The 21,530-nt window shown below is 32.4% G+C and carries 22 protein-coding genes and 4 pseudogenes; 19 read left to right on the top strand and 7 right to left on the bottom strand.

Annotated elements, in window-relative coordinates; all coding sequences use genetic code 11:
* The first annotated feature begins 118 nt into the window (after positions 1-118).
* The 3 genes from COO03_RS15070 to COO03_RS15060 all read left to right on the top strand — a co-directional run bounded on the left by COO03_RS15070 (position 119) and on the right by COO03_RS15060 (position 2,183).
* Positions 119-859 carry an alpha/beta fold hydrolase gene (locus COO03_RS15070; protein ID WP_373605254.1) on the top strand — a complete coding sequence of 247 codons (741 nt, stop codon included), beginning with the start codon at positions 119-121 and terminating at the stop codon, positions 857-859.
* Between the two features lie 17 nt (positions 860-876).
* On the top strand, positions 877-1,350 hold the full coding sequence (locus COO03_RS15065) for a DinB family protein (protein ID WP_097897936.1): 474 nt from the start codon (positions 877-879) through the stop codon (positions 1,348-1,350).
* A gap of 65 nt (positions 1,351-1,415) precedes the next feature.
* Positions 1,416-2,183 (top strand): glycosyltransferase, encoded by a 768-nt coding sequence (locus tag COO03_RS15060; RefSeq protein WP_373605253.1) that lies wholly within the window; start codon positions 1,416-1,418, stop codon positions 2,181-2,183.
* 61 nt (positions 2,184-2,244) lie between these two features.
* Here the strand turns inward: COO03_RS15060 and COO03_RS15055 are convergent, their stop codons facing one another.
* The 3 genes from COO03_RS15055 to COO03_RS15045 all read right to left on the bottom strand — a co-directional run bounded on the left by COO03_RS15055 (position 2,245) and on the right by COO03_RS15045 (position 5,282).
* Entirely contained in the window at positions 2,245-3,258 is a 1,014-nt protein-coding gene (locus tag COO03_RS15055; RefSeq protein ID WP_097897935.1) for a D-alanyl-D-alanine carboxypeptidase family protein, read from the bottom strand.
* Between the two features lie 184 nt (positions 3,259-3,442).
* Positions 3,443-4,597 (bottom strand): sensor histidine kinase, encoded by a 1,155-nt coding sequence (locus COO03_RS15050; protein ID WP_097897934.1) that lies wholly within the window; start codon positions 4,595-4,597, stop codon positions 3,443-3,445.
* Complete coding sequence (locus tag COO03_RS15045) at positions 4,587-5,282, bottom strand: response regulator transcription factor (RefSeq protein WP_097897933.1); 696 nt, start codon at positions 5,280-5,282, stop codon at positions 4,587-4,589. The genes COO03_RS15050 and COO03_RS15045 overlap by 11 nt, the downstream gene beginning before the upstream one ends.
* A gap of 375 nt (positions 5,283-5,657) precedes the next feature.
* Between COO03_RS15045 and COO03_RS15040 the strand changes: the two genes are divergently transcribed.
* The 7 genes from COO03_RS15040 (at position 5,658) to COO03_RS15005 (ending at position 12,021) form a co-directional block, all read left to right on the top strand.
* Entirely contained in the window at positions 5,658-6,335 is a 678-nt protein-coding gene (locus COO03_RS15040) for a DUF3885 domain-containing protein (protein WP_097897932.1), read from the top strand.
* Between the two features lie 24 nt (positions 6,336-6,359).
* On the top strand, positions 6,360-7,067 hold the full coding sequence (gene mtnN, locus COO03_RS15035) for a 5'-methylthioadenosine/S-adenosylhomocysteine nucleosidase (RefSeq protein ID WP_097897931.1): 708 nt from the start codon (positions 6,360-6,362) through the stop codon (positions 7,065-7,067).
* 34 nt (positions 7,068-7,101) lie between these two features.
* Positions 7,102-7,737 (top strand): SDR family oxidoreductase, encoded by a 636-nt coding sequence (locus tag COO03_RS15030; protein ID WP_097897930.1) that lies wholly within the window; start codon positions 7,102-7,104, stop codon positions 7,735-7,737.
* A gap of 27 nt (positions 7,738-7,764) precedes the next feature.
* Positions 7,765-8,613, top strand: a complete 849-nt coding sequence (locus tag COO03_RS15025) for a GNAT family N-acetyltransferase (RefSeq protein ID WP_097897929.1) — start codon at positions 7,765-7,767, stop codon at positions 8,611-8,613.
* A 154-nt stretch (positions 8,614-8,767) separates the two neighbouring features.
* Positions 8,768-9,253 (top strand): SRPBCC family protein, encoded by a 486-nt coding sequence (locus COO03_RS15020; protein WP_097897928.1) that lies wholly within the window; start codon positions 8,768-8,770, stop codon positions 9,251-9,253.
* A gap of 716 nt (positions 9,254-9,969) precedes the next feature.
* Positions 9,970-10,338, top strand: coding sequence for a hypothetical protein (locus tag COO03_RS15015; protein ID WP_097897927.1), 369 nt, complete (start codon positions 9,970-9,972; stop codon positions 10,336-10,338).
* Between the two features lie 867 nt (positions 10,339-11,205).
* Positions 11,206-12,021, top strand: coding sequence for a MerR family transcriptional regulator (locus COO03_RS15005; RefSeq protein ID WP_097897925.1), 816 nt, complete (start codon positions 11,206-11,208; stop codon positions 12,019-12,021).
* Positions 12,022-12,090: 69 nt separating this feature from the next.
* Here the strand turns inward: COO03_RS15005 and COO03_RS28150 are convergent.
* Positions 12,091-12,228, bottom strand: a pseudogene (locus COO03_RS28150) (MFS transporter); the annotation flags it as partial.
* Between the two features lie 234 nt (positions 12,229-12,462).
* On the opposite strand from COO03_RS28150, the gene COO03_RS14995 reads away from it, so the two are divergent.
* From COO03_RS14995 to COO03_RS14985, 3 genes and pseudogenes are all read left to right on the top strand, one after another.
* Positions 12,463-13,020 carry an HAD-IIIA family hydrolase gene (locus tag COO03_RS14995; protein WP_097897924.1) on the top strand — a complete coding sequence of 186 codons (558 nt, stop codon included), beginning with the start codon at positions 12,463-12,465 and terminating at the stop codon, positions 13,018-13,020.
* A 79-nt stretch (positions 13,021-13,099) separates the two neighbouring features.
* Positions 13,100-13,677: pseudogene (locus tag COO03_RS14990) on the top strand (NUDIX hydrolase).
* Between the two features lie 303 nt (positions 13,678-13,980).
* Positions 13,981-14,319 (top strand): hypothetical protein, encoded by a 339-nt coding sequence (locus tag COO03_RS14985; RefSeq protein ID WP_097897923.1) that lies wholly within the window; start codon positions 13,981-13,983, stop codon positions 14,317-14,319.
* Positions 14,320-14,430: 111 nt separating this feature from the next.
* Here the strand turns inward: COO03_RS14985 and COO03_RS14980 are convergent.
* The 3 genes and pseudogenes from COO03_RS14980 to COO03_RS14970 all read right to left on the bottom strand — a co-directional run.
* Positions 14,431-14,550, bottom strand: a pseudogene (locus COO03_RS14980) (IS3-like element ISBce13 family transposase); the annotation flags it as partial.
* 295 nt (positions 14,551-14,845) lie between these two features.
* Positions 14,846-15,310, bottom strand: coding sequence for a GNAT family N-acetyltransferase (locus COO03_RS14975; protein ID WP_097897922.1), 465 nt, complete (start codon positions 15,308-15,310; stop codon positions 14,846-14,848).
* A 213-nt stretch (positions 15,311-15,523) separates the two neighbouring features.
* Positions 15,524-16,462, bottom strand: a complete 939-nt coding sequence (locus COO03_RS14970) for a DMT family transporter (RefSeq protein ID WP_097897921.1) — start codon at positions 16,460-16,462, stop codon at positions 15,524-15,526.
* A 125-nt stretch (positions 16,463-16,587) separates the two neighbouring features.
* Here COO03_RS14970 and COO03_RS14965 point away from each other — a divergent pair, with 125 nt between their 5' ends.
* The 6 genes and pseudogenes from COO03_RS14965 to COO03_RS14945 form a co-directional block, all read left to right on the top strand.
* Complete coding sequence (locus COO03_RS14965) at positions 16,588-17,961, top strand: aminotransferase-like domain-containing protein (protein ID WP_097897920.1); 1,374 nt, start codon at positions 16,588-16,590, stop codon at positions 17,959-17,961.
* An 18-nt stretch (positions 17,962-17,979) separates the two neighbouring features.
* A complete protein-coding gene (locus tag COO03_RS14960) occupies positions 17,980-18,327 on the top strand; it encodes a lipase chaperone (RefSeq protein WP_097897919.1) in 348 nt (115 codons plus the stop codon).
* A gap of 12 nt (positions 18,328-18,339) precedes the next feature.
* Entirely contained in the window at positions 18,340-19,218 is an 879-nt protein-coding gene (locus COO03_RS14955) for an SDR family oxidoreductase (RefSeq protein WP_097897918.1), read from the top strand.
* 379 nt (positions 19,219-19,597) lie between these two features.
* Positions 19,598-20,914 carry an NAD(P)/FAD-dependent oxidoreductase gene (locus COO03_RS14950; protein WP_097897917.1) on the top strand — a complete coding sequence of 439 codons (1,317 nt, stop codon included), beginning with the start codon at positions 19,598-19,600 and terminating at the stop codon, positions 20,912-20,914.
* A complete protein-coding gene (locus COO03_RS26525) occupies positions 20,898-21,104 on the top strand; it encodes an aldehyde dehydrogenase family protein (protein WP_306620453.1) in 207 nt (68 codons plus the stop codon). Before COO03_RS14950 ends, COO03_RS26525 begins: the two co-directional genes overlap by 17 nt.
* Positions 21,079-21,495, top strand: a pseudogene (locus COO03_RS14945) (aldehyde dehydrogenase family protein); the annotation flags it as partial. The gene COO03_RS26525 and the pseudogene COO03_RS14945, both read left to right, overlap by 26 nt.
* Between the last annotated feature and the right edge of the window lie 35 nt (positions 21,496-21,530).

Below are 21,530 nucleotides of genomic sequence, written 5' to 3'. Positions count from 1 at the left end.
GGGTGTGACAAATGATTGTGTAGCCCTCCTTGTTAAAAATCACATCATAAAATGAAAGAATTTTCTGTCCGAATGTTATAATTAAAGAAACTGTAATACATTGGTAGGAGAGCGGAAGATGATAAGTAAAGAACAAGAAAGACACGTACAGATAGATGGCTTTAAATTATATACTAAGATATTACAAGGGGAGAAGGCTAAACCAGTAATTATTATGGATGCCGGCTATGGTGATTATTCAAAAGCCTGGGATGAAATTTCAAAGGAAATTGCAGAATATGGGACAGTGGTTTTATATGATCGAGCTGGATTAGGGAAAAGTGAAGAAAGTTCTAATAGGCGAATTAGTTCTGAGATAGCTAAGGAACTGAGAGCGTTATTGGATGGGTTACAGTTAAAACCTCCTTATATATTGGTAGGACACTCCTATGGAGGTATAAATGCTCGTTTGTTTTCTTCTTTTTATCCAGAAGAAACTTTAGGAATCATATTGATAGATTCCACACCAGAAAATTATAAAGAAGACTTTCTACCCATCATGCCTTTTGAATTTCAAAAAGCATATTACAAGCAATTTATATATGAAAGTACATACGAAGAATTTATGTATAGTTTGGGTGAGGCGAAACGATGTTGTAAATCAATGGGGAATATTCCACTTGTTGTAGTTGCGGCAGGTAAAAAAGCTTTTTATTCTAAGGAAGCTCAAGTGAAGTGGTTACAATTGCAAAAAGACCTATTAAAGTTATCAACATGTCATAAGTTTATGATTGCTCCTAATAGTGGCCATTATATTCAACGAGATGAGCCAAAATATGTGATAGATGCTGTTAAATGGGTTATAGATTATATACAATAAAGAGAGGAGAGAGTCAATTGGAGACCTTATTTCGATACAATTGGCAAGTAAGAGAGGAGTGGTTTGAATGGTGTAAGCAGCTTTCAAAAGAAGAACTACTTTGTAAACGAATTGGAGGAGTTGGGGGGGTCTTGCAAACGCTATTTCATATTGTAGATGCGGAGTATAGCTGGATTCGTGCTCTTCAAGGAAAGGAGGATGTTGAACCACAATTTCAAGAGTATCAGTCACTTCAGAAAGTGAAAAAACTTTCGGACTCCTATCGAGAAGAACTGGAACTCTTTTTACAAGCATGGTCGAGTGATTTAGAGAATAAAATAGTAACAGCTTCATGGACAAATAAGACGTATACATATGGTGAGGTTGTGCGGCATGTGATTGCGCATGAAATACATCATATTGGTCAATTATCTATATGGTCTAGAGAATTGGACATTCAGCCAATCTCAGCTAATTTAATTGGAAGAGGTTTGTTGGGGAAGATTAGATAGATATATCCGTCATTCGTTATTAGCACTTGTCTATTTAATTTCAGTCTTATAAGGGAGGGTGCAAGGTGAACGAAAACAATAGTTTTGTTGAAATGCAGAATAAACAAGATATTAAATTTTCGATTATTATCCCTGCTCATAACGAAGAGAAATACATCGGCCGATGTCTTGATTCTATTGTTGCTGCATCCAAATATTATAAAAATCAAATGGAGGTAATTGTTGTATTAAATCGTTGTAGTGATCGCACAGAAGAAATTGCACAATCTTATCATTGTATAACTTTACAAGATGAGAATAAGAACCTATCTAAAATTAGAAATGCTGGAGCGAAAATAGCTCGAGGAGAAATCATTGTTACAATAGATGCTGATAGCTGGATGAGTGAGAATATGTTAAGAGAAATAGATGAGTATTTAAAAACTGGAAAATATATAGGAGGGGGAGTAAAAGGGAAATTTGAACGTATTTCATTAGGAATTATCGTTTCAGGATTATTGTTAATTATTCCTCTCATTTTTAAATATGGATTTGTTTCTGTTGGAATGTTTTGGTGTTATCGAAAAGATTTTGAAGCAATTGGTGGTTTTAATGAGGATTTATTAATGGCTGAAGATGCGGAATTTGCAATGCGTTTAAAAAAATACGGTAAGGTCCATGGAAAAGGCTTTACTACCATTAAGAAAGCTTATATGACAACATCTTGTAGGAAATTTGATGAGCATGGTGATTGGACGTTAGTAAAGAGACCTCAAATTATTTTGGCATATTTAAAGGGAACCAATAGAAAATATGCAGATGAATTATATTATGAAAAGAAAAAAGAGAAATAAGGAAAACCGACTTATTTAGAACATACAAGCCGGTTTTTTTTATGTAAAAGAGGCCTTTTAGTTAAAAATCCTCTGAATCTTTTTTTCGTATATACACTATCATTGAGATGACAATAATCAAGAAAATCGTTATTGTTTGTACGAAAAGGTTCTTAAACGAAAGTGATGACACCCATGATGTAACATAATCTTTGAGAGATTGAAGAGATGGAAAATGAGTAGGGTCAAAACCATAATTGAATAATTTTTTTGACTCTATAAATGAGGCGTTTTCTCCATTTGTCTCTAATACAACTGAAATAAGCCTTTTATTTCCTTGCTTCGCGGTTCCAACGAAACTATAGCCAGTAGTATTCGAGAAACTAGTTTGTAAACCATCAGCACCTTTAAGTTTTACGTTTTTATCAAGCGAATATAACATTTTATTTGTATTAAAAATATGAGTCTCTTTGAAGGTGAATTGATAAGAGGTCAATATACTAATTTCTAATATAACTGGGTAATCATTAATTAAGTGGCGAGCTAATTTCGAGGCGTCTAAAGCAGTAATTTGGGAGTTTTGATCTTGTGTATTTGTCATCCCAGTTGCATTTGCAAAATAGGTTTTTCTAGATAATCCTAATTGTTTGGCTTTTTCATTCATTAGCTCTTTAAAGCCCTGTTCGTTTTTTGATATATGCTCTGCTAAAGCTAGTGCAGCTCTATTGTCTCCTGTTAAAACAATCGCGTGAAATAGGTCGCGAATGGTTACCTGTTCTCTATTTGCTATATCAATGTTATTTCCTTCAACCTGGAAGATTTGATTGTTTATCTTCACATGATCTTCCCATCTGATCATACCATTATGTATCTGTTCTAATACAATATATTCCGTCATCAATTTGGATAAGTTAGCTGTGGGAAAGGGAGTATCTTCATTTTTTTTATAAACAACTTTACCTGTAGAGGCATCTATTAAAATAGCTGATTTAGCTTTAACAGTAGGTCCATTTACATAAACATAAAAATATAACACAATAACTGCAGTGATAAGAAAAGATAAGAATAGAATCATTACTTTTTTTAAGAATTGCATAAGCGATCCTCCTATTATTACATCAATATTACTATTGTAAAAATTAATAATTAATAAGGGAGAAAGAAAAGGTAAAGAATTTCTAAAGAATGTTAAGGAATCATTAAATATTGGATAGTTATGGAAAAAGGTTCGATTCCTTAAGTTAAGAAATCGGACCTTGGAGAAAATATAAATCATTTTACTATTTATAGGGAAGTAATTTTACCGTGAAAGTAGTTTTTTCTTCATCGCTATATACTTCAATAGTTCCATTGTGAAGTTCCACGATACTTTTGGAAATTGCTAACCCAAGTCCAGATCCCCCGGTATATGTAGAGCGAGATTTTTCAACGCGATAGAAACGCTCAAAAATATGAGGGAGATCAGTGCTTGGAATAGGCTGTCCATAATTGGTAATCTCAATTGTAATCATATTATTGATTTCATATGCAGTAATATCAATATTGTTCCCATCGCTTCCGTAAGTGATCGCGTTTATAATTAAATTCTCAAATACACGTACTAATTTATCACCATCAGCGAGTACCATTAGCTTTTGAGATGGAAAAGAAGGCCTACACTCAATATTTGCTTCTTGGAGCTGTATACGAAATTGGACGGTTAATTGTCCCAGTAATTCAATCATATCAATAGGTACATAATTTAGACTTAGCTCCTTATTTTGAACACGCGTATATTCAAACAAGTCGTTCATCAACATATTTAAACGGTTTACTTTATCATAAATAACTTGAATGTAATGACGTAGTTCAACTTCATCTCTATAATTATCATCATGGATAAGATTTACATAGCCAACAATTGATGTTAGCGGGGTTCGCAAGTCATGTGATACATTTGTTATCAGTTCACTTTTAGCTTGCTCGGTTTGACGCTCTTCTTCAATGGAAACTTTTAATTGTTCAACAATTTGATTCACGCCAGTTGCTAAGTCTTTTAAATAATTATGTTGCAAAATGGAAACCTTATGATTAAAGTTTCCGTTTGCAATGTAACGAATTTCCTCAATCATTTTTTTAATACAAGCTCCATAGTATAATTTCTTTTCGTGGCGATAAAAAATATAAACATAGAACGAGAAAATAGAGAACCAATATAGATAAGATATCATCATGGCCCAAAGAGATTCTTTTAATCCCCTATATTTTTCATAGCCAATAATTCTGACGATTTCTTTATTTAATTCTGTTAATGTAAGGGAACTATCGATTACGCTTGTAACAAGACGATACATAACAACTTCAGTAATAGGTGTAAGTAAAAGTGCTAATAAAAGCCAAAAAATAATTTTCCATTTTGGAATGACTTTTAATATTTCAAATGCCTCATTTCTCAATTTTATAACCTACTCCCCAAACAGTATGAATCAGTTTTTCAGCATTTATGCCAGTTTCAAGTTTATCCCTTAAGTTACTAATGTGAACCATTACAGTTTTATTAGAACCGTAACCATCTTCGTTCCAAACTCTTTCAAATATTTCTTCTGAGCTAAATACTCTACCAGTATTGCTGGCAAGTAAATATAAGATATCAAATTCAATAGATGTAAGTTTAATATAGGATCCATTTACTTTAACAGTATGATTATGTTTATGTATTTCGACAGAGCGAATCCGAATAATACCGTCCTCTTTTATTTGTGATGCAGTATACTGGAATGAAGATCTACGTAATAATGCTTTCACTCTAGCGATTAATTCTAGTGGATTGAATGGTTTAATCATATAATCATCAGCACCTGTCATAAGACCTAATATTTTATCCATATCCTCTGCTTTTGCGCTTAGCATAAGAATAGGTACTGTGTTTTCTTCTCTAACTTTCTGACAAACTTCCAATCCGTTACGCTTTGGCATCATAATGTCTAAAATCATAAGATCAATTTGATGCATAGATAGCATATGTAAAGCTTCATCACCATCATAAGCTTTATAAATATTGTATCCTTCATTTCGTAAATAAACGGCAAGTAATTCTACAATTTCTTTATCATCATCAATAATTAAAATATTTTTTTCCATTGGATATTTAAATTCATTTCATTTCGTTTCATTTCATTTCATCGACATTAATATAATAACAAACATTTAGGTGTTAGGGCTTAAGATTCTATATAAAATTTCATGTAACGTATTAAAAAGGAATTTAAAAAATATATCACGAATAAGAAATGGAAGGATTATCTTTTATTCGTGATATCTTGAATAAAAGTTTTATTGCGAAGAGAGTAACATGTTACATAAAAAACTATATCTATTCGAGCCAGCCAGAGAGTTGGAAAGTTATATGAAAAATTTTTATTAAAGTACGATTGCTTATTCACTTGTGTAATATTGAGTCCACATTTGTAAACAAAGCAAGGAAAATAGCCAAAAAACATTAGAAAGGATGTAAAAATGGAACTAAAAGAGTATATGAATGGTTCATTTCCAGGAGTCATTCTAAAACCGAGTATTTATTTTCAATGGGAAAATCATTTGCATTTTGATTTTGGAATAGGAAAATATCAATTACAAAATAACTCAGATGAGCTAAATATGAATTATTTTTCTCAAGTTTATCAATATAATAAAGAACTGTTTCATGACATATTTTCTATAGAAGATACAATGTTTCTAGTAACCAATGTATATAGAATGAAGAAAGATAAATCAAAGGTTCAAAAGAAAATAAAAGTATATAATCGTTACATTAAGAAAAAAGAGTTGAAGTTTCATGTCAAACAAGAAACTTTACCATATATGTTTGAAGAGGAAGAAGAGGCGGGGGGTTATTGTACATATCAATTTTCTTTACAGTGTCAAAAAGAAGATATTCGATATGCTTCACTTCTTAAAGCTGTAAATAATGAAAGTATCCCCTCGCTTCATCCACGTTTAGGAAGCAAACAAGAGATTTCTTATCCAGATGTGTTTTTTGTCAATGCAACCAAAGATATTATCATGTTTATTTATGATGATAGAGGATGTGAGGTCATTGCGAAGAATAAAGAAATAATAAGGTATTTATATAAAAAATATAAAAATTGGATTCCATGTTATGAGCGAGAAAGTATTGATGATTTATTCAAATGAAAATAGGGGGAAGTGAAAAGTGTAATGAAACGTATTGCAATTGTATCTGCATGGGAGCCAGAACTTACATACTTGCATCATTATTATCCAAGTCATCGTGTAGAAAAGCGAGCAGCTTGGGAATTTCATTTTCATTCTATAAATGAATTAGAAGTGATATCTGTAATTACAGGCGTCGGAAAAGTAAACTGTGCTAGCTGTGTACAGTTACTAATAAGTGAATTTCAGCCAGAACAATTATTTATGACTGGAATCTGCGGAAGTTTATCTGAGAAAGTAAAAAACGGTCATATTGTTGTAGCACTTAAAACATTACAACATGATGTGACAGCTGCGGGAACAGGAACAGATAGTTTCGATTTATATACTGGCAGAGCAGCCCCTATTGAAACAACAAAATATCTTGTGAGACAAATGAAAAAAATACGTTCTTATGATCCTGTACATTTTGGTACCTTTATATCAGGAGATCAGCGAATTCGTAGTACAGAGATGAGATATTTACTCCATACTGTATATGGTGCATTAGCTATTGATCAAGAAATAGCTGCTTTTGCATATGTATGTCATGTAAATAAGAAACCGTTCTTATGTTTAAAAGCAGCATCAGATCAAGCGAATGACAAAACAGCGGAAGAACAAAAAGTATTTAAAATGTTAGCATGTGAGAGAGCGTGTGAATATTTAATTGCGTTTTTACGTGTATATGAAGTGACGATAGCTCGTCACTAAATTATTATTTTTCAGAAGGGGCCTAACTTTAACAATGCAAATAATAAATAAAATAGCAATTATCGGCGCAAACGGAAAGGCTGGTAAATATCTTGTAAATCAAGCATTACAAGAAGGGTACTTTGTTCGTGTTCTTACACGAAATCCAGAAAAATTTAAACAATCCCATGAGCATTTGGATGTTATAAAAGGAGATGCTCGAGATGTTTCTGCAATACGTCAATTATTACAAGGTTGCAATGGTGTTATTAATGCGGTAGGTCAACCTAAAAAAGAGGCATATATATTTAGCACGGTTACGAATCATATTTTAGAAATAATGGAAGAATACAAAATAAAACGATATATTCTCGTTTCTGGGGGTTCATTGGATGTACAAGGAGATCAAAAGAGTTTACTAAATAGAATAGGTGCAATGTTATTTCGTTTATTTCTTTCGGATATGATGAAAGATAAGTTTAAGGAATTACACTTGATACAAAATAGTAATGTGAATTGGACTATAGTGCGATTGCCTTTTGTTGTAGAGGGAGAAGGCAGCAGTAAAGTAAAAGAAAGTCTCGTAGATTTACCAGGAATTAAGATTCAAAATGGCGATATTGCTCCGTTTATTATAAAGCAAATGAATGATGATACGTACAACAGAAAATGTCCGTTTATTTCAAATTAATAGGAAAAGGTGGGTGGGAGTTTTACTATGATTCAATATAAAAAATGTAGCGAAGTAAATATAGATTTAGTGTACGAAGCTTTTCGAGATGGTTTCTCTGATTATATTATAAAGATGGAAGTTTCAAAAGAGGACTTTATAGAAAGATTTTTCGGTCCAGAAGGGAATAAATTAGAACACTCTCATGTAGCACTAGATGAAAATAAACCAGTTGGTGTTATACTTGGTGGCATTAAAGACTATGAAAGTATAAAAACAATGAGATGTGGAACATTAGCGGTTCACCCTGACTTTCGCGGGACTGGTGTTAGCAATAAGTTATTTGAGCTTCATAAAGCAGAAGCGATAAAAAATGGATGCCAACAATTGTTTCTAGAAGTTATTGTTGGTAATGATAGAGCAATTCAATTTTATAATAAGTTAGGATATGAAAAAATATATGACCTTTCTTACTATAATCTAAAGGGTTTTTCAAAACTAAGAAGTAAGAGTATGGAAAATATAGAAATAAAGCAAATTAAGTTTCATGAGTTTCAAATAGGGGTACAAAAATGGTTAAACTTTCATATAAATTGGCAAAATGATCTCGATTATATGAAGAAAACAGAAAATGTGTATTATGGTGCTTATATTAATAATGACTTAAAGGGATGCATCTGTGTGAATAAAACTGGGAAAATTAGCTTTTTATTTGTAGATAAAGAGTGTAGAGGAATTGGGATGGCCACAAGTTTATTACAAATAGTAAGCAAAGAATTACAGCTTGCTAGTCTTTCTATTGGATTCCCTAATAACGGTTTGCTTGAAGGCTTTGTAAAAAAATGTGGGTTTGAAAAAAGTTCGTTGACTCAGTATGAAATGTATTTTGCATTGTAATGTTAAGCTGAAAATAGGAAAATCTTTCAGCTTCATACTGTAAAAGAAACTGAAGGATTTATATTTTTTATTTGCTTTTTGATGTGATAGTGAACTGAAAATAACTTAGTGACTGTAATAAATTATGTAACTGAATTCAAATGGAGGTATGACAATGTTAGCTCTAATAGAGAAAATAGATAATGAATATGTAGCTCAATTTAATCGTACGTTACATTATTCAGTAGAACAAGTTTGGGATGTATTAACAGAGAATGAAAAGTTAACAAGATGGATGCCAAACCTTCACGTAGAGGATTTGCGAAAAGGAGGTATGATAAAATTTGATATGATGGATGGTTCAGGTAAATTTATTGATATCGATATTTTAGAATGTCAAATCAATTCGGTATTAGAATTTACATGGGGAGAAGATCGAGTTCGATTTGAAATACATAAAAATCCAGAGGGCTGTCTATTCGTATTAAGGGAGTTTATTCATGAAATAAATGATCACACACCAAAAGACTTATCAGGATGGCATATATGTTTAGAAATCTTTTCTTCTGTATTAGATGGCCATGATATGGAGTTTCCAAAAGATGAGTGGGAAAAATGGTATGAAAGATATAAGCTAGTAGTTAATAAAATTCAGAAATAATGATATGAATTAACCTTATTATTATGTAATTATTATATGATAAAAATGTTTTTATCGTGAAATAAAAAAGTTTTGACAGTGCCTTGCCTTGCTTCCTTTTACTGTGGCCTTTCAACCCAATATGGTCTCTTGCAAAATACATTAACATTTATTGAACATGATGGGAAAGGGAAACGGTTATAGAAGGAACTCTGGTGTCAGCAACTAAAGAAGAATATAAAACATTCCAAGAAGTATATGCGAGAGTTAAATAAGAGTTAACAGTAATATAAAAAAACACCCTATAGAATANNTATTCTATAGGGTGTTTTTTGTACGAAAGGAAAATGTTAGGATTGAAGAAATTTCAACTGGAAAGGTGCTTCTTACAGATATCATCTATCTAGTTTACGGTAATAATAAGAAAAACTTATTTGTCTACGATTCAAGACGGATACACTAACGGAATCTTAGCTTACCATGTTTCAAATCAGATAGTGTAAAGATCGTTATAATACCTATCTTTGTATCCTATAATATAATCTCTTCAGAATAAAATTAGCAGGCAGGATGTTCATTATTAGTATTTCACTTTACATTGATTTCTTTTTCAATTTAAATTTCCTGTTTAAAAAAATTATTATTAATTTGATACTATAAAAAATAAAGATAAATTTGTTTTATCTTCCGTTACCAATGGTAATCGTGCTTTTATTGATCAAAAGAATAAAGTTGAATTGGCACGAGAAAAAGAAAAATCCGGAGTTTCTGCAATTTACGAAGATGATAATATAGTAATTAAAGGTTTAAATGATGATCTGAAAGACTCTACTTTACTTATTAAAGGTACCAATATTAATCACCAGATTAAATTAGTAGGTTATATTGCACAAATCGATTATGATCAATCAAAGCGCACAGCTTACGTTTTTAATGATTTTACCCATGAGCAGAAAAGTCTTCTCTATACAGTTAATATTGATACGGGGGAATTGAAAGAATATAGTTTTGAGACTTTTGGTTCACCTGAAAATTTTATTGAAACTAATGATGAAATCATCTTTAGTTCTGAAAAAAACTCAGTATTTTTAACAAGAGTACTCTAACTACAAGATACATCGAGCTACCTTATTCTAATACAGTTGGAGTGCATGCATATGAAGATAAATACTATGTAACTTTTGTTGAAGGTCATATTGTAGAATATGATAAAAATTTTAATTTATTGAAAGAATATAAGTATCCAAAATCTTCGAAAGTATTCAGAACTAAATTGTTAGGTCATTACCTATATTCTCTATCGCCAGGAAGTTTTACTGAAAACGGCGATAATATTTTATATGCCCATGATTTAAAGGAAAACTTGAAAGAGAGTCATTTAATTCTACCGAAAAAAGAAATGTTTTCTATAGATTTTAAAATACTAAATTCAAGTTCAGACAATTCTTAGAATCCTTTATATTAAGGGTTCTAAGAATTGTTTCAAAAGGGTACCCTAAATCTCTTTAAATTGTTATATATTGCTTTAGGGTAAAATATAATTAAATCAATGCTAATAACATGGTTTGAAATACCTCGAAAACGTTCGGTAACATAGGATAATGGTGGGCACCAGGATACATTATCGCAAATACAGATGATATCCCAATACGAATGGTAATGCAACTTGCTATGTCGATAAAATAATAAGAGATGTTATATGTAATGAAAGAATCCATTTTGAGTCGTCTTTGATTGGAAACGGATATCATATTCATGATTCGTTTGTTAAACGTATCCATATTACTATGTTATTATATAATTATAACATAGTAAAAAGAATTGTAGATAAAAATAATTACTGTTACATGTCCAATTACACATAATATTTGTACTGGGAAATATTTTTTATAAGTGTCAATTGACTCTCACATTATGTCATTGTTTAAACTATATTTGAGCTTCGAAATAACAGTAACATATAGGAGGAACTAATGTTTAGAATAGGAGATTTTTCGAAACTTTCTTCAATTAGTGTTCGAATGTTGAGACATTACGATAAGATGGAACTACTAAATCCAGAAAAAATTGATATTCAAACGGGCTACCGTTATTATTCGGCTGCACAATTAAAGAAAGTAAATCAAATTCAAAATTTAAAAGCAATGGGATTTAGCATAGCAGCTATTAAAGAAATATTAGATAGTAATGAAAACTTAGAATCTATAAAAGAACATTTCTTTATTCGTAATTCTCAAATAAAAGAAGAAATGAATAATCTTCAAAAACAGTTACGCCTCCTCGAAGACTCAATAAAAACAATGAGAGAGGATGTTGTTGAGATGAGTTACCATGTTGCTATAAAAAAGATTCCAGAGAGAAAAGTGGCGAGCGTTCGGAAAGTGATTCCATCTTATAATTGTGAAGGTGAGTTATGGAATATACTAATGCAAGAAATAAGATTGGAAAATGTAAATATAGCTAATCCAAGTTATAGTTTGGCTGTATTTCATGACAAAGAGTATAAGGAAAAAGATGTAGATGTAGAAATACAAATGAATGTAGTAGGGGAATATGAAAGTACAAAAAACGTTGCGTTTAAAAATGTGGATTCATCTTTAATAGCTTCCATTACAGTAAGTGGAAGTTACGAACAAATGACAGCAGTAAATGAAGCTGCTGCAAAATGGATTGAATCTGAAGGGTATGAGTTAGCAGGGCCTATGTTTAATATATATCATGTCAGTCCAGCGATAGAAGCGGATCCTAATAAGTGGGTTACAGAAGTTTGTTATCCGATTAAAAAATGAAAGATTAAGCAGAAAAAAGCACATGTATAGTGCTTTTTTTCTGCTTAATAACCATTGTCAAATGTAACGTAGAAAGTAAGTAATACAATTAATAGCAAAAAGTGAACTCATAATGACTGCGGATCCTGTTAGATGATAAGCAATCCAAGGCAGAGCAAAGGTATACAAAGAATCACCGAGTCTAGAAATGAGTAAAGTAAAGCAAAAATAAAAATCGTGTAGGAAGCGGGTAATCTACTTTCAACTTTCAAAGTAGAATGTAATTCTGTTTCTTTATTCACTGTCACAATTGTAGCTAACCACCTTTTCATAGATTTATAGTGAAGATAATCTTTATACCGATCTGTAATTGATAAATATAAAATTCTTCAAGAAATCGTAAATACCTACTTTGATTGATTTTAAATTATATAAACTTGTTAATAATTGGGGGAGTAAAAAGTGAAAGCTGTCTTTTTAGATCGTGATGGTACAATTGGAGGTACCGGAGGAGGAATGCATCCATATGAATTTACTCTATATGATTTTACCCCAAAAGCAATTCGAATTTTAAATACTTTAAGAATAAAAGTGTTCCTGTTTACAAATCAAACTAGAATCGGAAGAGGATATTTTACTGAAAAAGAACTGTTAATAGGATTTAAAATGATGGAACAATCATTAAAAAAACAATCTGCATGTATATATGGTATGTATTATTGCCCACATAAGCCTAGTGATAGCTGTGAATGTCAAAAACCCAATATTGGATTACTTTTAAAAGCTGCACAGGAACATAATTTGAGTTTGAGGGAATGCTATGTGGTTGGAGATACGGGGAGTTCAGATATGATTGCTGCGGAGAAGGCAGGAGCAAAAAAGATTTTAGTGAAAACAGGATGGGGAGAAAGCTCCTTAACAAAATATAGAAGCGCGTGGCAAGGAATAGTTCCTCAATATATAGCGGATAATCTTTTGGATGCTGTAAATTGGATTGCAAAGGATATTAAATCTTCATAATAAAATTATGGTAAACTAATTACAAAAGATTCATATCTTTCTATACAAAATTGTATTTATTTACTTTGGAGGGAGAAGAATGTTGGATATAAACAAAAATGTACGGACATCGGGAGCATATGTTTTATACAAAAATTTATTTGTTTTTCAAGTTGGTCCAACGAAAAGAGGAGATAGATTAGTGTAGTAAGGCTATGTGGACATAGAGAAGGGGATGAAACCAGCTTAGAAACAGCTAAACGTGAAGTATATGAAGAAGCCTCTATGATTATTACACCTAAAAGTTCACCGATTACATATTATAAAGAGAAATGTCATGGGCAATATAACAAAATACAAGTTGTTGATGAAATAGCACCCATTTTAATTATTGGAAGCCCAGATAAATCTTTACCAGTTATGTATCTTTCATTTTCCGAAACTAAACCGAAACCATCCTCTGAAACGCATGGGCTATTACTACTTTCACCTAAAGATATTGAACTAATTTGTAGTCATCAAACTACATTAAACGAGTATTTAGATCAAAACGGACTAGCTTTATTGAAAGAGGATTTTAACAAAGATTTAATTTTAGAGCCTTTTCCACAACTTTTATTTTTGGCAGATCTGTTAAATGAGGAACCTGAAATTTTGGGTTCTGGTGCAAATATATGAAGAAGGACATCTTCTTTAGAGTAATAGTATCAGTATGTTCAAGTTTAAAAGATTATTTACAAGAATTTTGGGATTTTCGCACCAGAACCGATTTTTTTCTTCCGCACTTGTAGGTGACATTTGACTAAGTATCAGACCAAGTGACAATGCGGAACCAACTAATACCTTCTTTAATTTCGTGAAAATTCCCTTTTCTCTCAATGTTTTTATAATGAAAAATTATAATATAATGAAGACGGATGGGAGTGAAGGATAAATTTTCAATTTGTTCAAAAAAGCGGATTAAAGGGGTTGCTAAATATAATGAAGCGGAAATGGTTATACACAATATCAATAGTAGTTACAATCGGATTTTTGTTTTTTTATAATCGAACAACTGAATCAAAGATAAATGGGTTCCCAGTTCCTGCTCGTGCGGAATATATACAACAGAAAGAACATAAGGATTTTGAATACAGAGGGACATGTTTTTCGAACGGTTTATCTTTTGATTATAAAGCAGGACTTTGGTTAGCTGGATGGAAAATACAAAAAGAAGAAGGTGCAATGATTGAATACAAAAAGAATGACCGCGTAGTCGTATTAATACAAGGAGGCAACGCCATTTATATGTATGAAGAAGGTAGTAATCAAAAAAACTAGATTTCAATTTATGAGATAGAGAATTTTAAATATCTGTTTGTTTTACATAGACTATATAAACAAAAAAGACTTTGAAACAAATGAGGCCACTGAAAAATATGTTTTAATCTATTCATAAATGGTTACTTCTGATACGCCATACTCGCTGCTTAATGCTTTTACAGGTTGTCCCGAACGATATAATGCAACCTCCATTTTTTTAAACTCTTCATTAAATTTCTTGTTTGTCATACGGACACTTCCTCCTTGAAATCCATTGTAAGGACTTAACTAAGTTGCGTCTATATGACTATACTAACTCCAGCAGTAATATGTTGTCCTTAATTTATTTGTATGGAATAATTCAAATCTTAGTTTGAAAGTTTGATGAAATTATTACTAATAACATAAAAATGAAAAAGAGCGTGTTTTGAAAAAAAGATTTCTTAAAACACGCTTTTAATTTTTATAAAAAGGTTTAATTCCTTTCAGGATGAGACTGTACAAAGAGATCCATCCATTCTATATGAAGTAATACAATAGCTTTTTAAATTGATTTTACCATCGTTATATTCGTAATTTCATAACCTAACTTTTCATATAATTCACGTGCAATTGTGTTATGGCCAAAAACGTGAAGAGAAATTTTTTTCATTCCTAATTCTTTAGCAAGAATTTCGATTTCTTTCATCGCTTTCTTGCCATATCCTAGCCCTTGGTATTGCTCAAAGATAATAAAATCATAAATATAGCCTTCATCATGATTTATAGGTGATTTTTGAGCAATCCAGATCATACCAACTATGTTTTGGTCGTGAAAAATAGAAAATAAGTAATTAAACTCAGACTTTTCACCTTGTGGTAACAGTTCGGTAAATGTTTTTCTGGATAGGTCGATTGCTTCATCTTCATTCCAATTTCCAGAAGTGATCTTTTCTTTTGCATAGTTATCAATAGCTTTCATAATATACTGTTGAAAATTTTCTTGACTCATAGGTTTTAATTCAACCATTATAATTCCTCCTAGTATATTAAAACTCTATAAGAACAGAGGTAATTCCTTCGCTCTTTTATTGTCTTTTAAATAACTTTACAGCTTTTCATGGATTAGATAGTAGATTGTTATTTACTTATATTTGCTCGAGTAACTCGAGTTCTTTTTCTACAAAACACATTTACTGATATCAATAGTATTTGATTGTTGCACCATATATCCCTCACTTTTTTATTTACTAATAGAGGTATTCTTTTCTTTAGTAGAAACTCCTTTTTTACTCCCAAAATTCGTACCTATTACACCAAGAACAATTAGAATTCCGCCAAGGATATGATAATATGCAATTTGTTCGTGCAAGAATAAAACCCCTGCGATAATCGTGATAAGTGTGGATAGGTTGCTGAAAACACTCATTTTAGCTGCTTCGATATAAGTTAATGAATAGTTTAATAAAAATGCAGTTAGCAAGGAAGATAATACGCCTAAATATAAAATAGATATAAGAAATCTTTCATTTGTAAATGGTGTAAAGTATAAGCTAAGTGTCCCTTTATTTATATGTTCAATGATGGCCATAAAATTGAAACTGAGAAAACCAATTGCTGTCATCATATAAGTTAAGTCAATTAATTTAAATTTCTTTGTCATTTTTCGAGCTAATACATTATAGCAAGCAGATGATAATGCAGATAACAGAATAAGAATAATACCAAGAAAGCTAGTTTCATGCGTTTCCATACCGTTCATTACAAATATATAAATGACACCAATTACAGAAATGAGTACAGATATTTTTTGCCATGTATTTGCAGACTCCCTTAAGAAGTAGGACGCTAAAATCATTGTAAATATAGGAATGGCAGCTTGTATAATCCCTGCTTCAGATGAACTTGTATATACTAAACCAAATGCTTGGAAAGCAAAGAACAATGCCGGGTAAAATATCGCTAATGGTAAAAGTGTAAGTATGTTTTTGAATGAAATATTTAATTTTATAAACCCGAAAAGAACCGGGATAGTTGCTATTAAGAAAGCAACCGTGAAACGATGGGCAAGTATATCAATCGGAGTTGTAACAGTTAATGCTAATTTCACAAACATAAATGAAAAGCCGATAATAAATGCATATAGTAATGCGGCTGTATATGCTTTTGTTGTGTTTTTCATAATACCACCTCATATAGTTAATTTGTTACTGGCCAGTATATGTACATGGTAATCTTTCTAAGTCAGTGCTACAATGTGAACAAATATAAACTGTACCGGTACAAAATGAATGTGGAGGTGTAATCATGTATAAATATTTAAATGTATTAAATGAGTTAGAAACCATGATTCAAAAAGGAGAGATAAAAGAAGGAAAGAAATTACCGTCTATACGTTCACTGGTATCGCAATATCAGTGCAACAAAGCAACCATTATACGTGCGCTCCATGAATTAGAGAAGCGTCATATTATTTATTCCGTACCCCAAAGTGGATATTATGTTGTGAAGAAAATGGGGAATTATGAAGAAAATGAAACAGAAAAAATTGATTTCGCTTCATCAGCTCCAGATCCAGATGTATTTCCATACTTAGATTTTCAGCACTGTATCAATAAGGCAATTGACACGTACAAGAATGATTTATTTATATACGGTACACCTAAAGGATTACCATCTTTAATTGCAGTTGTGCAAAAGCAACTAGCAAATTATCAAGTCTTCACAAAAGAAGAAAATATTTTTATTACATCAGGAGTTCAACAAGCACTAGTTATATTAACCTCTATACCATTTCCGAATCAAAATGAAACAGTACTCATTGAACAGCCAAGTTATCATCTATTTATTGAATATCTAGAAACAAACAACATTCCTGTAATTGGTATAGAACGCACTACTGAAGGTATTGACTTAAATGAGTTAGAAAGAATATTCCGGACGGAAAAAATTAAGTTCTTTTATACAATTCCAAGATTTCATCATCCGCTTGGCACTTCCTATTCTAAAAATGAAAACGAAAAGATTATTTCTCTCGCAAAGAAATACAATGTATTTATAGTAGAAGATGACTATTTAGCAGATTTAGAACAAAATCCAAAGATAGATCCTCTGTATCGTTACGATCATTCTTCCCATGTAATCTATTTAAAAAGCTATTCAAAAATTATTTTTCCAGGATTACGTGTAGGCGTGGCAGTTATTCCTTCTTCTATTGCAGAGGCGTTTCATAAATATAAAAAACTATTAGATATTGATAGTTCAATGATTTCCCAAGCTGCTTTAGAAATCTATATAAAAAGCGGGATGTTTGAACGACATAAACAAAAAATTCGATTGTCTTACTATGCTAGATCTAAGATGTTATCGGGGGCATTGGAAAAAGCTTATGAAGAAAATCAACATTTGTTTACATATAGAGCAAGAAACGAAATAGGAATCCATACGTGCTTATCATTACAAAAAAGTATAGTTACGGATACGCTTATTAAGAACTTACGACAAAATCAGATATATATAGAATCTATTGATAAAAATTATTTATCTTTTTTCCGTAAGGACAAACTTTTAAAACTCAACGTATCAAATGTGAAAGAAGATAAAATCGAGGTAGGAATTCATAAAGTAATTGAGGAAATGAGACAAGTGAATCGTGTAGATTTCCATTTTAAAAAAGACTAATACTTTAGGAGGTTTATTATGAAGAAAAAAATAATAGCCTTGTTAATATGTATTATTGTGGGAATTGTAGCACTAGCAATTGTTATATATAACAAAGAAAGTGAAGAATGTAAAACGGTTGCTGTTCAAATACAGTCAATTATTGTAGATCATAACAGCCTTCCTGTATCGAATGTTAAAATTTATGAAGACTTAGTCGCAAATGAAGAACGCGCTATTTCGAATTCACAAGGTGAGTTCAATTTTTACAGTGGTGTTTGTGGTGAATTTACGCTACAATTTGTTACTCCAGATGGAAAGAAATATACAAAAAAGTATGATCGAGAGCATGTACCTAAATTAGTTAAATTAGAAAATGAAAATTAAGGAGAGCTTTATATGAAACCATTACAAGGAAAAGTTGCAGTCGTAGCGGGGGCAACACGCGGTGCAGGAAGAGGTATTGCGATGATGCTTGGTGAAGCGGGAGCAACTGTATATGTAACAGGAAGAAGTACAAAGGGCAATTTATCATCAATGGGAAGAACAGAAACGATTGAAGAAACAGCAGACCTTGTTACAAAACAAGGAGGAGAAGGCATTGCTGTTCGTGTGGATCATACAGTAGAGGAAGATATTAAAGCGTTATTTACAAGAATTCAAGATGAACAAAACGGAAAACTTGATATTTTAGTGAATGATGTTTGGGGCGGCGATCCGCTTACTGAATGGGGAAAACCATTTTGGGAACACAACTTACATAATGGATTACTTATGCAACAGCGTGCTGTTCAATCACATATGATGACGAGCTATTACGGTGTACCGCTAATGGTGAATAATAAGAAAGGACTTATTATTGAAATTACAGACGGTGTCGATTATCAGTACCGTGGTAACCTATACTATAGTTTAGCAAAAATCTCAACCATCCATTTAGCAGAAGCAATGGCAAAAGATTTAGAGCAGCATAATATTACTGCAGTTGCCGTAAGTCCTGGTTTCCTTCGTTCGGAAGCAATGTTAGATTTATTTGGCGTAACAGAAGAAAACTGGCAAGAAGGTGTAAAAAAAGATCCTCATTTTATTGCATCTGAAACACCTTTCTTTGTTGGAAGAGCAATCGCTACTTTAGCAAGTGATCCGAATGTTCATAATAAAACAGGGAAAGCACTTAGTTCATGGGAATTAGCAAGAGAATACGGATTTAAAGATATTGATGGGAGACAACCTGATTGGGGTAAATATTTTGAAGAGAATGTTCTTCAGGAAAAGTGATGTATCATGCTAAATAAAGTATAAGATTCTGTATATCAAATATAGAATTTTATACTTTTTCTTTCATAATTTTAGTTTAAAACTAATAATATGTTGCTAAATAAATACGCAAAAAGGAAGACTTCATTTAATGGAATTAAATCCCAATAAATGAGGTCTTCCTGTGAATCAGTTTACATTAGAAATTGCCAAAGTATTAGTCCAAAAACAAGGAGAAAAACAGTTGAAAAATTCAGTATATTCAGTATAATTAACTTGTAACTATAATAACATTTTTAGTTACAAGAGTTATACCGCTTGATTTCTAAAGAGAAGATCCCTGCAAATCAAGTAGTAAAAAAAATTTTGTGCACCTTTGTATTCAGTATTCTCCACTAAAATGTTTCTTTCAAATAAACAGGAAGAAGGAAGTGATAAGATGAATCAAATGAATACACTTTCTCTATGGTCAGCGACTGCAAATAGCTATGAGAAAGGAAAAACTCTAGAAGGAAATGAAGAGACGGATGTTATTATTATTGGCGCTGGTTTCACAGGTCTTTCCTCTGCTTATCATTTGCAAAAATTAGGCAAGAATGTCATTGTCCTAGAGCAAGAAACGATCGGATACGGCGCCAGCGGTCGTAACGGTGGGATGGTATTGCCAGGCTATAAGCCAACGATGCAGCAGCTTGCCAAAAAGTATGGTCCCGACGAGGCTAGACAGCTAAACGATCTCTCCTTATTTGGTATTGAACTGGTAAAAAACATTATTGATGAACATCAAATTAACTGTGATTTTAGAAATACAGGTCACATTGTAGTGGCTTACAAAGCCAAGCATTTTGAAGAATTGAAACTTGAAAGCGCATACTTAAATGAAAATTTCGGGTACGAATCAAGAGTGCTCGATCGAAGTCAATTGCATCAAGAAATTGATTCTCCGGTTTATCATGGTTGCTTAGTAGATGACTTAAGTTATTCATTCCATCCACTGAATTATGCAATTGGTTTGGGAGAAGCAGCTAAATCGATCGGTGCTAGGATCTTTGAGCATTCTAAAGTATTATCCATCGAGTACGGCCGAAATAGTGTGAAAGTTAAAACAGAAAAAGGTTCTGTTATTGCGAAAGACATTATTGTGGCGACAGATGGTTACTCTGGAAAAATCATAAATGAACTGAACAAAGGCGTACTGCCAATTTCGGCACGTATTATTGCAACTGAACCGCTTCCAGAGTCATTGTTGAATACTGTCATTCCTAAAGATCGCATGGTTTTTGATACGAGTAGTTTTCTTTACTATTTCCGTCGTACACCAGATAATCGAATCGTATTTGGCGGTGGCGATATTCGTCCAAACTTAGGTGATGGCGTGTATCAAAAAGTTTACGATGCGATGGTAAACTTGATGCCGAAACTGGCAGGAAGCAAAATTGAATATCGTTGGGGTGGATTTATAGGGGTTACAATTGATACATTTCCGGTTATCGGCCGATCCAAAGAAGGCGCATATTTCGCAACAGGTTATACGGGCCACGGCGCTTCTCTCTCGACATTGTTTGGAAAGTTATTGGCACAATGGATTGTTACGGGGAATGCAGGCGGATATCGATTTGAAAAGGAACGCCTAAAATCATTCCCGTTCCATAATCAGAAAACTATGCTTGTAAATCTAGCACATATTGGTTTCAAACTGCATGATATTTTTGCATAAAGGAGAGATTTTTGTGAAAATTAACATGTTCATTGACGGGAAATGGGTAGAAGCATTATCCGGTGCTAGAAGAAATATTATTAATCCTGCGACTACAGAGGTGATCGCAACGTCTGCTGATGGATCAGAAGAAGATGCGAAGGTGGCAATCAAGGCGGCTCGTAAAGCGTTTGACAGAAAATGGGCTTGATCGAGGATTTTTTATTGCACCAACGATCTTTGCTGATGTTAACGCGAATATGCGTATTGTTAAGGAAGAGATTTTTGGTCCAGTCCTTGTTGTAGAGAAATTTAAAGGTGAAGAAGATGCCATCCAAAAAGCCAATGATTCCATTTATGGATTAGCTGGTGCTGTATTTATTGAAGATATGGATCGAGCGAAACGTGTCATTAGTAAATTGCGTGCGGGCATTACTTGGATTAATAGTTATCACCTCGCTTATGTTGAAGGGCCTTGGGGAGGATATAAGCAAAGTGGAATTGGCAGAGCGTTAGGTGTTACTGGGCTGGAGCACTTTATGGAAATGAAGCAAATCAACATCCACCAGCATGCCAAGCCTGTCGGTTGGTATGCGAATTAATTTGGCTTAACTTGCTGTCTAAATTATTTTTAGGA

Origin of the sequence: Bacillus sp. AFS098217 (assembly GCF_002551815.1) — a bacterium.
Taxonomy (GTDB): Bacteria; Bacillota; Bacilli; order Bacillales; family Bacillaceae_G; genus Bacillus_A.
Note: the sequence above shows the minus strand (reverse complement) of the source record. Positions and strands in the feature narration are given on the sequence as shown.

What these genes read in the sequence shown, in the direction of transcription:
- COO03_RS15045 (WP_097897933.1), bottom strand. Translation starts at nt 5,282, where the DNA reads ATGGAAAAAAATATTTTAATTATTGATGATGATAAAGAAATTGTAGAA.
- mtnN (WP_097897931.1), top strand. Translation starts at nt 6,360, where the DNA reads ATGAAACGTATTGCAATTGTATCTGCATGGGAGCCAGAACTTACATAC.
- COO03_RS15055 (WP_097897935.1), bottom strand. Translation starts at nt 3,258, where the DNA reads ATGCAATTCTTAAAAAAAGTAATGATTCTATTCTTATCTTTTCTTATC.
- COO03_RS14970 (WP_097897921.1), bottom strand. Translation starts at nt 16,462, where the DNA reads ATGAAAAACACAACAAAAGCATATACAGCCGCATTACTATATGCATTT.
- COO03_RS14955 (WP_097897918.1), top strand. Translation starts at nt 18,340, where the DNA reads ATGAAACCATTACAAGGAAAAGTTGCAGTCGTAGCGGGGGCAACACGC.
- COO03_RS26525 (WP_306620453.1), top strand. Translation starts at nt 20,898, where the DNA reads ATGATATTTTTGCATAAAGGAGAGATTTTTGTGAAAATTAACATGTTC.
- COO03_RS15040 (WP_097897932.1), top strand. Translation starts at nt 5,658, where the DNA reads ATGGAACTAAAAGAGTATATGAATGGTTCATTTCCAGGAGTCATTCTA.
- COO03_RS15005 (WP_097897925.1), top strand. Translation starts at nt 11,206, where the DNA reads ATGTTTAGAATAGGAGATTTTTCGAAACTTTCTTCAATTAGTGTTCGA.
- COO03_RS15070 (WP_373605254.1), top strand. Translation starts at nt 119, where the DNA reads ATGATAAGTAAAGAACAAGAAAGACACGTACAGATAGATGGCTTTAAA.
- COO03_RS15025 (WP_097897929.1), top strand. Translation starts at nt 7,765, where the DNA reads ATGATTCAATATAAAAAATGTAGCGAAGTAAATATAGATTTAGTGTAC.
- COO03_RS14985 (WP_097897923.1), top strand. Translation starts at nt 13,981, where the DNA reads ATGAAGCGGAAATGGTTATACACAATATCAATAGTAGTTACAATCGGA.
- COO03_RS14960 (WP_097897919.1), top strand. Translation starts at nt 17,980, where the DNA reads ATGAAGAAAAAAATAATAGCCTTGTTAATATGTATTATTGTGGGAATT.
- COO03_RS15020 (WP_097897928.1), top strand. Translation starts at nt 8,768, where the DNA reads ATGTTAGCTCTAATAGAGAAAATAGATAATGAATATGTAGCTCAATTT.
- COO03_RS15030 (WP_097897930.1), top strand. Translation starts at nt 7,102, where the DNA reads ATGCAAATAATAAATAAAATAGCAATTATCGGCGCAAACGGAAAGGCT.
- COO03_RS14950 (WP_097897917.1), top strand. Translation starts at nt 19,598, where the DNA reads ATGTTTCTTTCAAATAAACAGGAAGAAGGAAGTGATAAGATGAATCAA.
- COO03_RS14975 (WP_097897922.1), bottom strand. Translation starts at nt 15,310, where the DNA reads ATGGTTGAATTAAAACCTATGAGTCAAGAAAATTTTCAACAGTATATT.
- COO03_RS14965 (WP_097897920.1), top strand. Translation starts at nt 16,588, where the DNA reads ATGTATAAATATTTAAATGTATTAAATGAGTTAGAAACCATGATTCAA.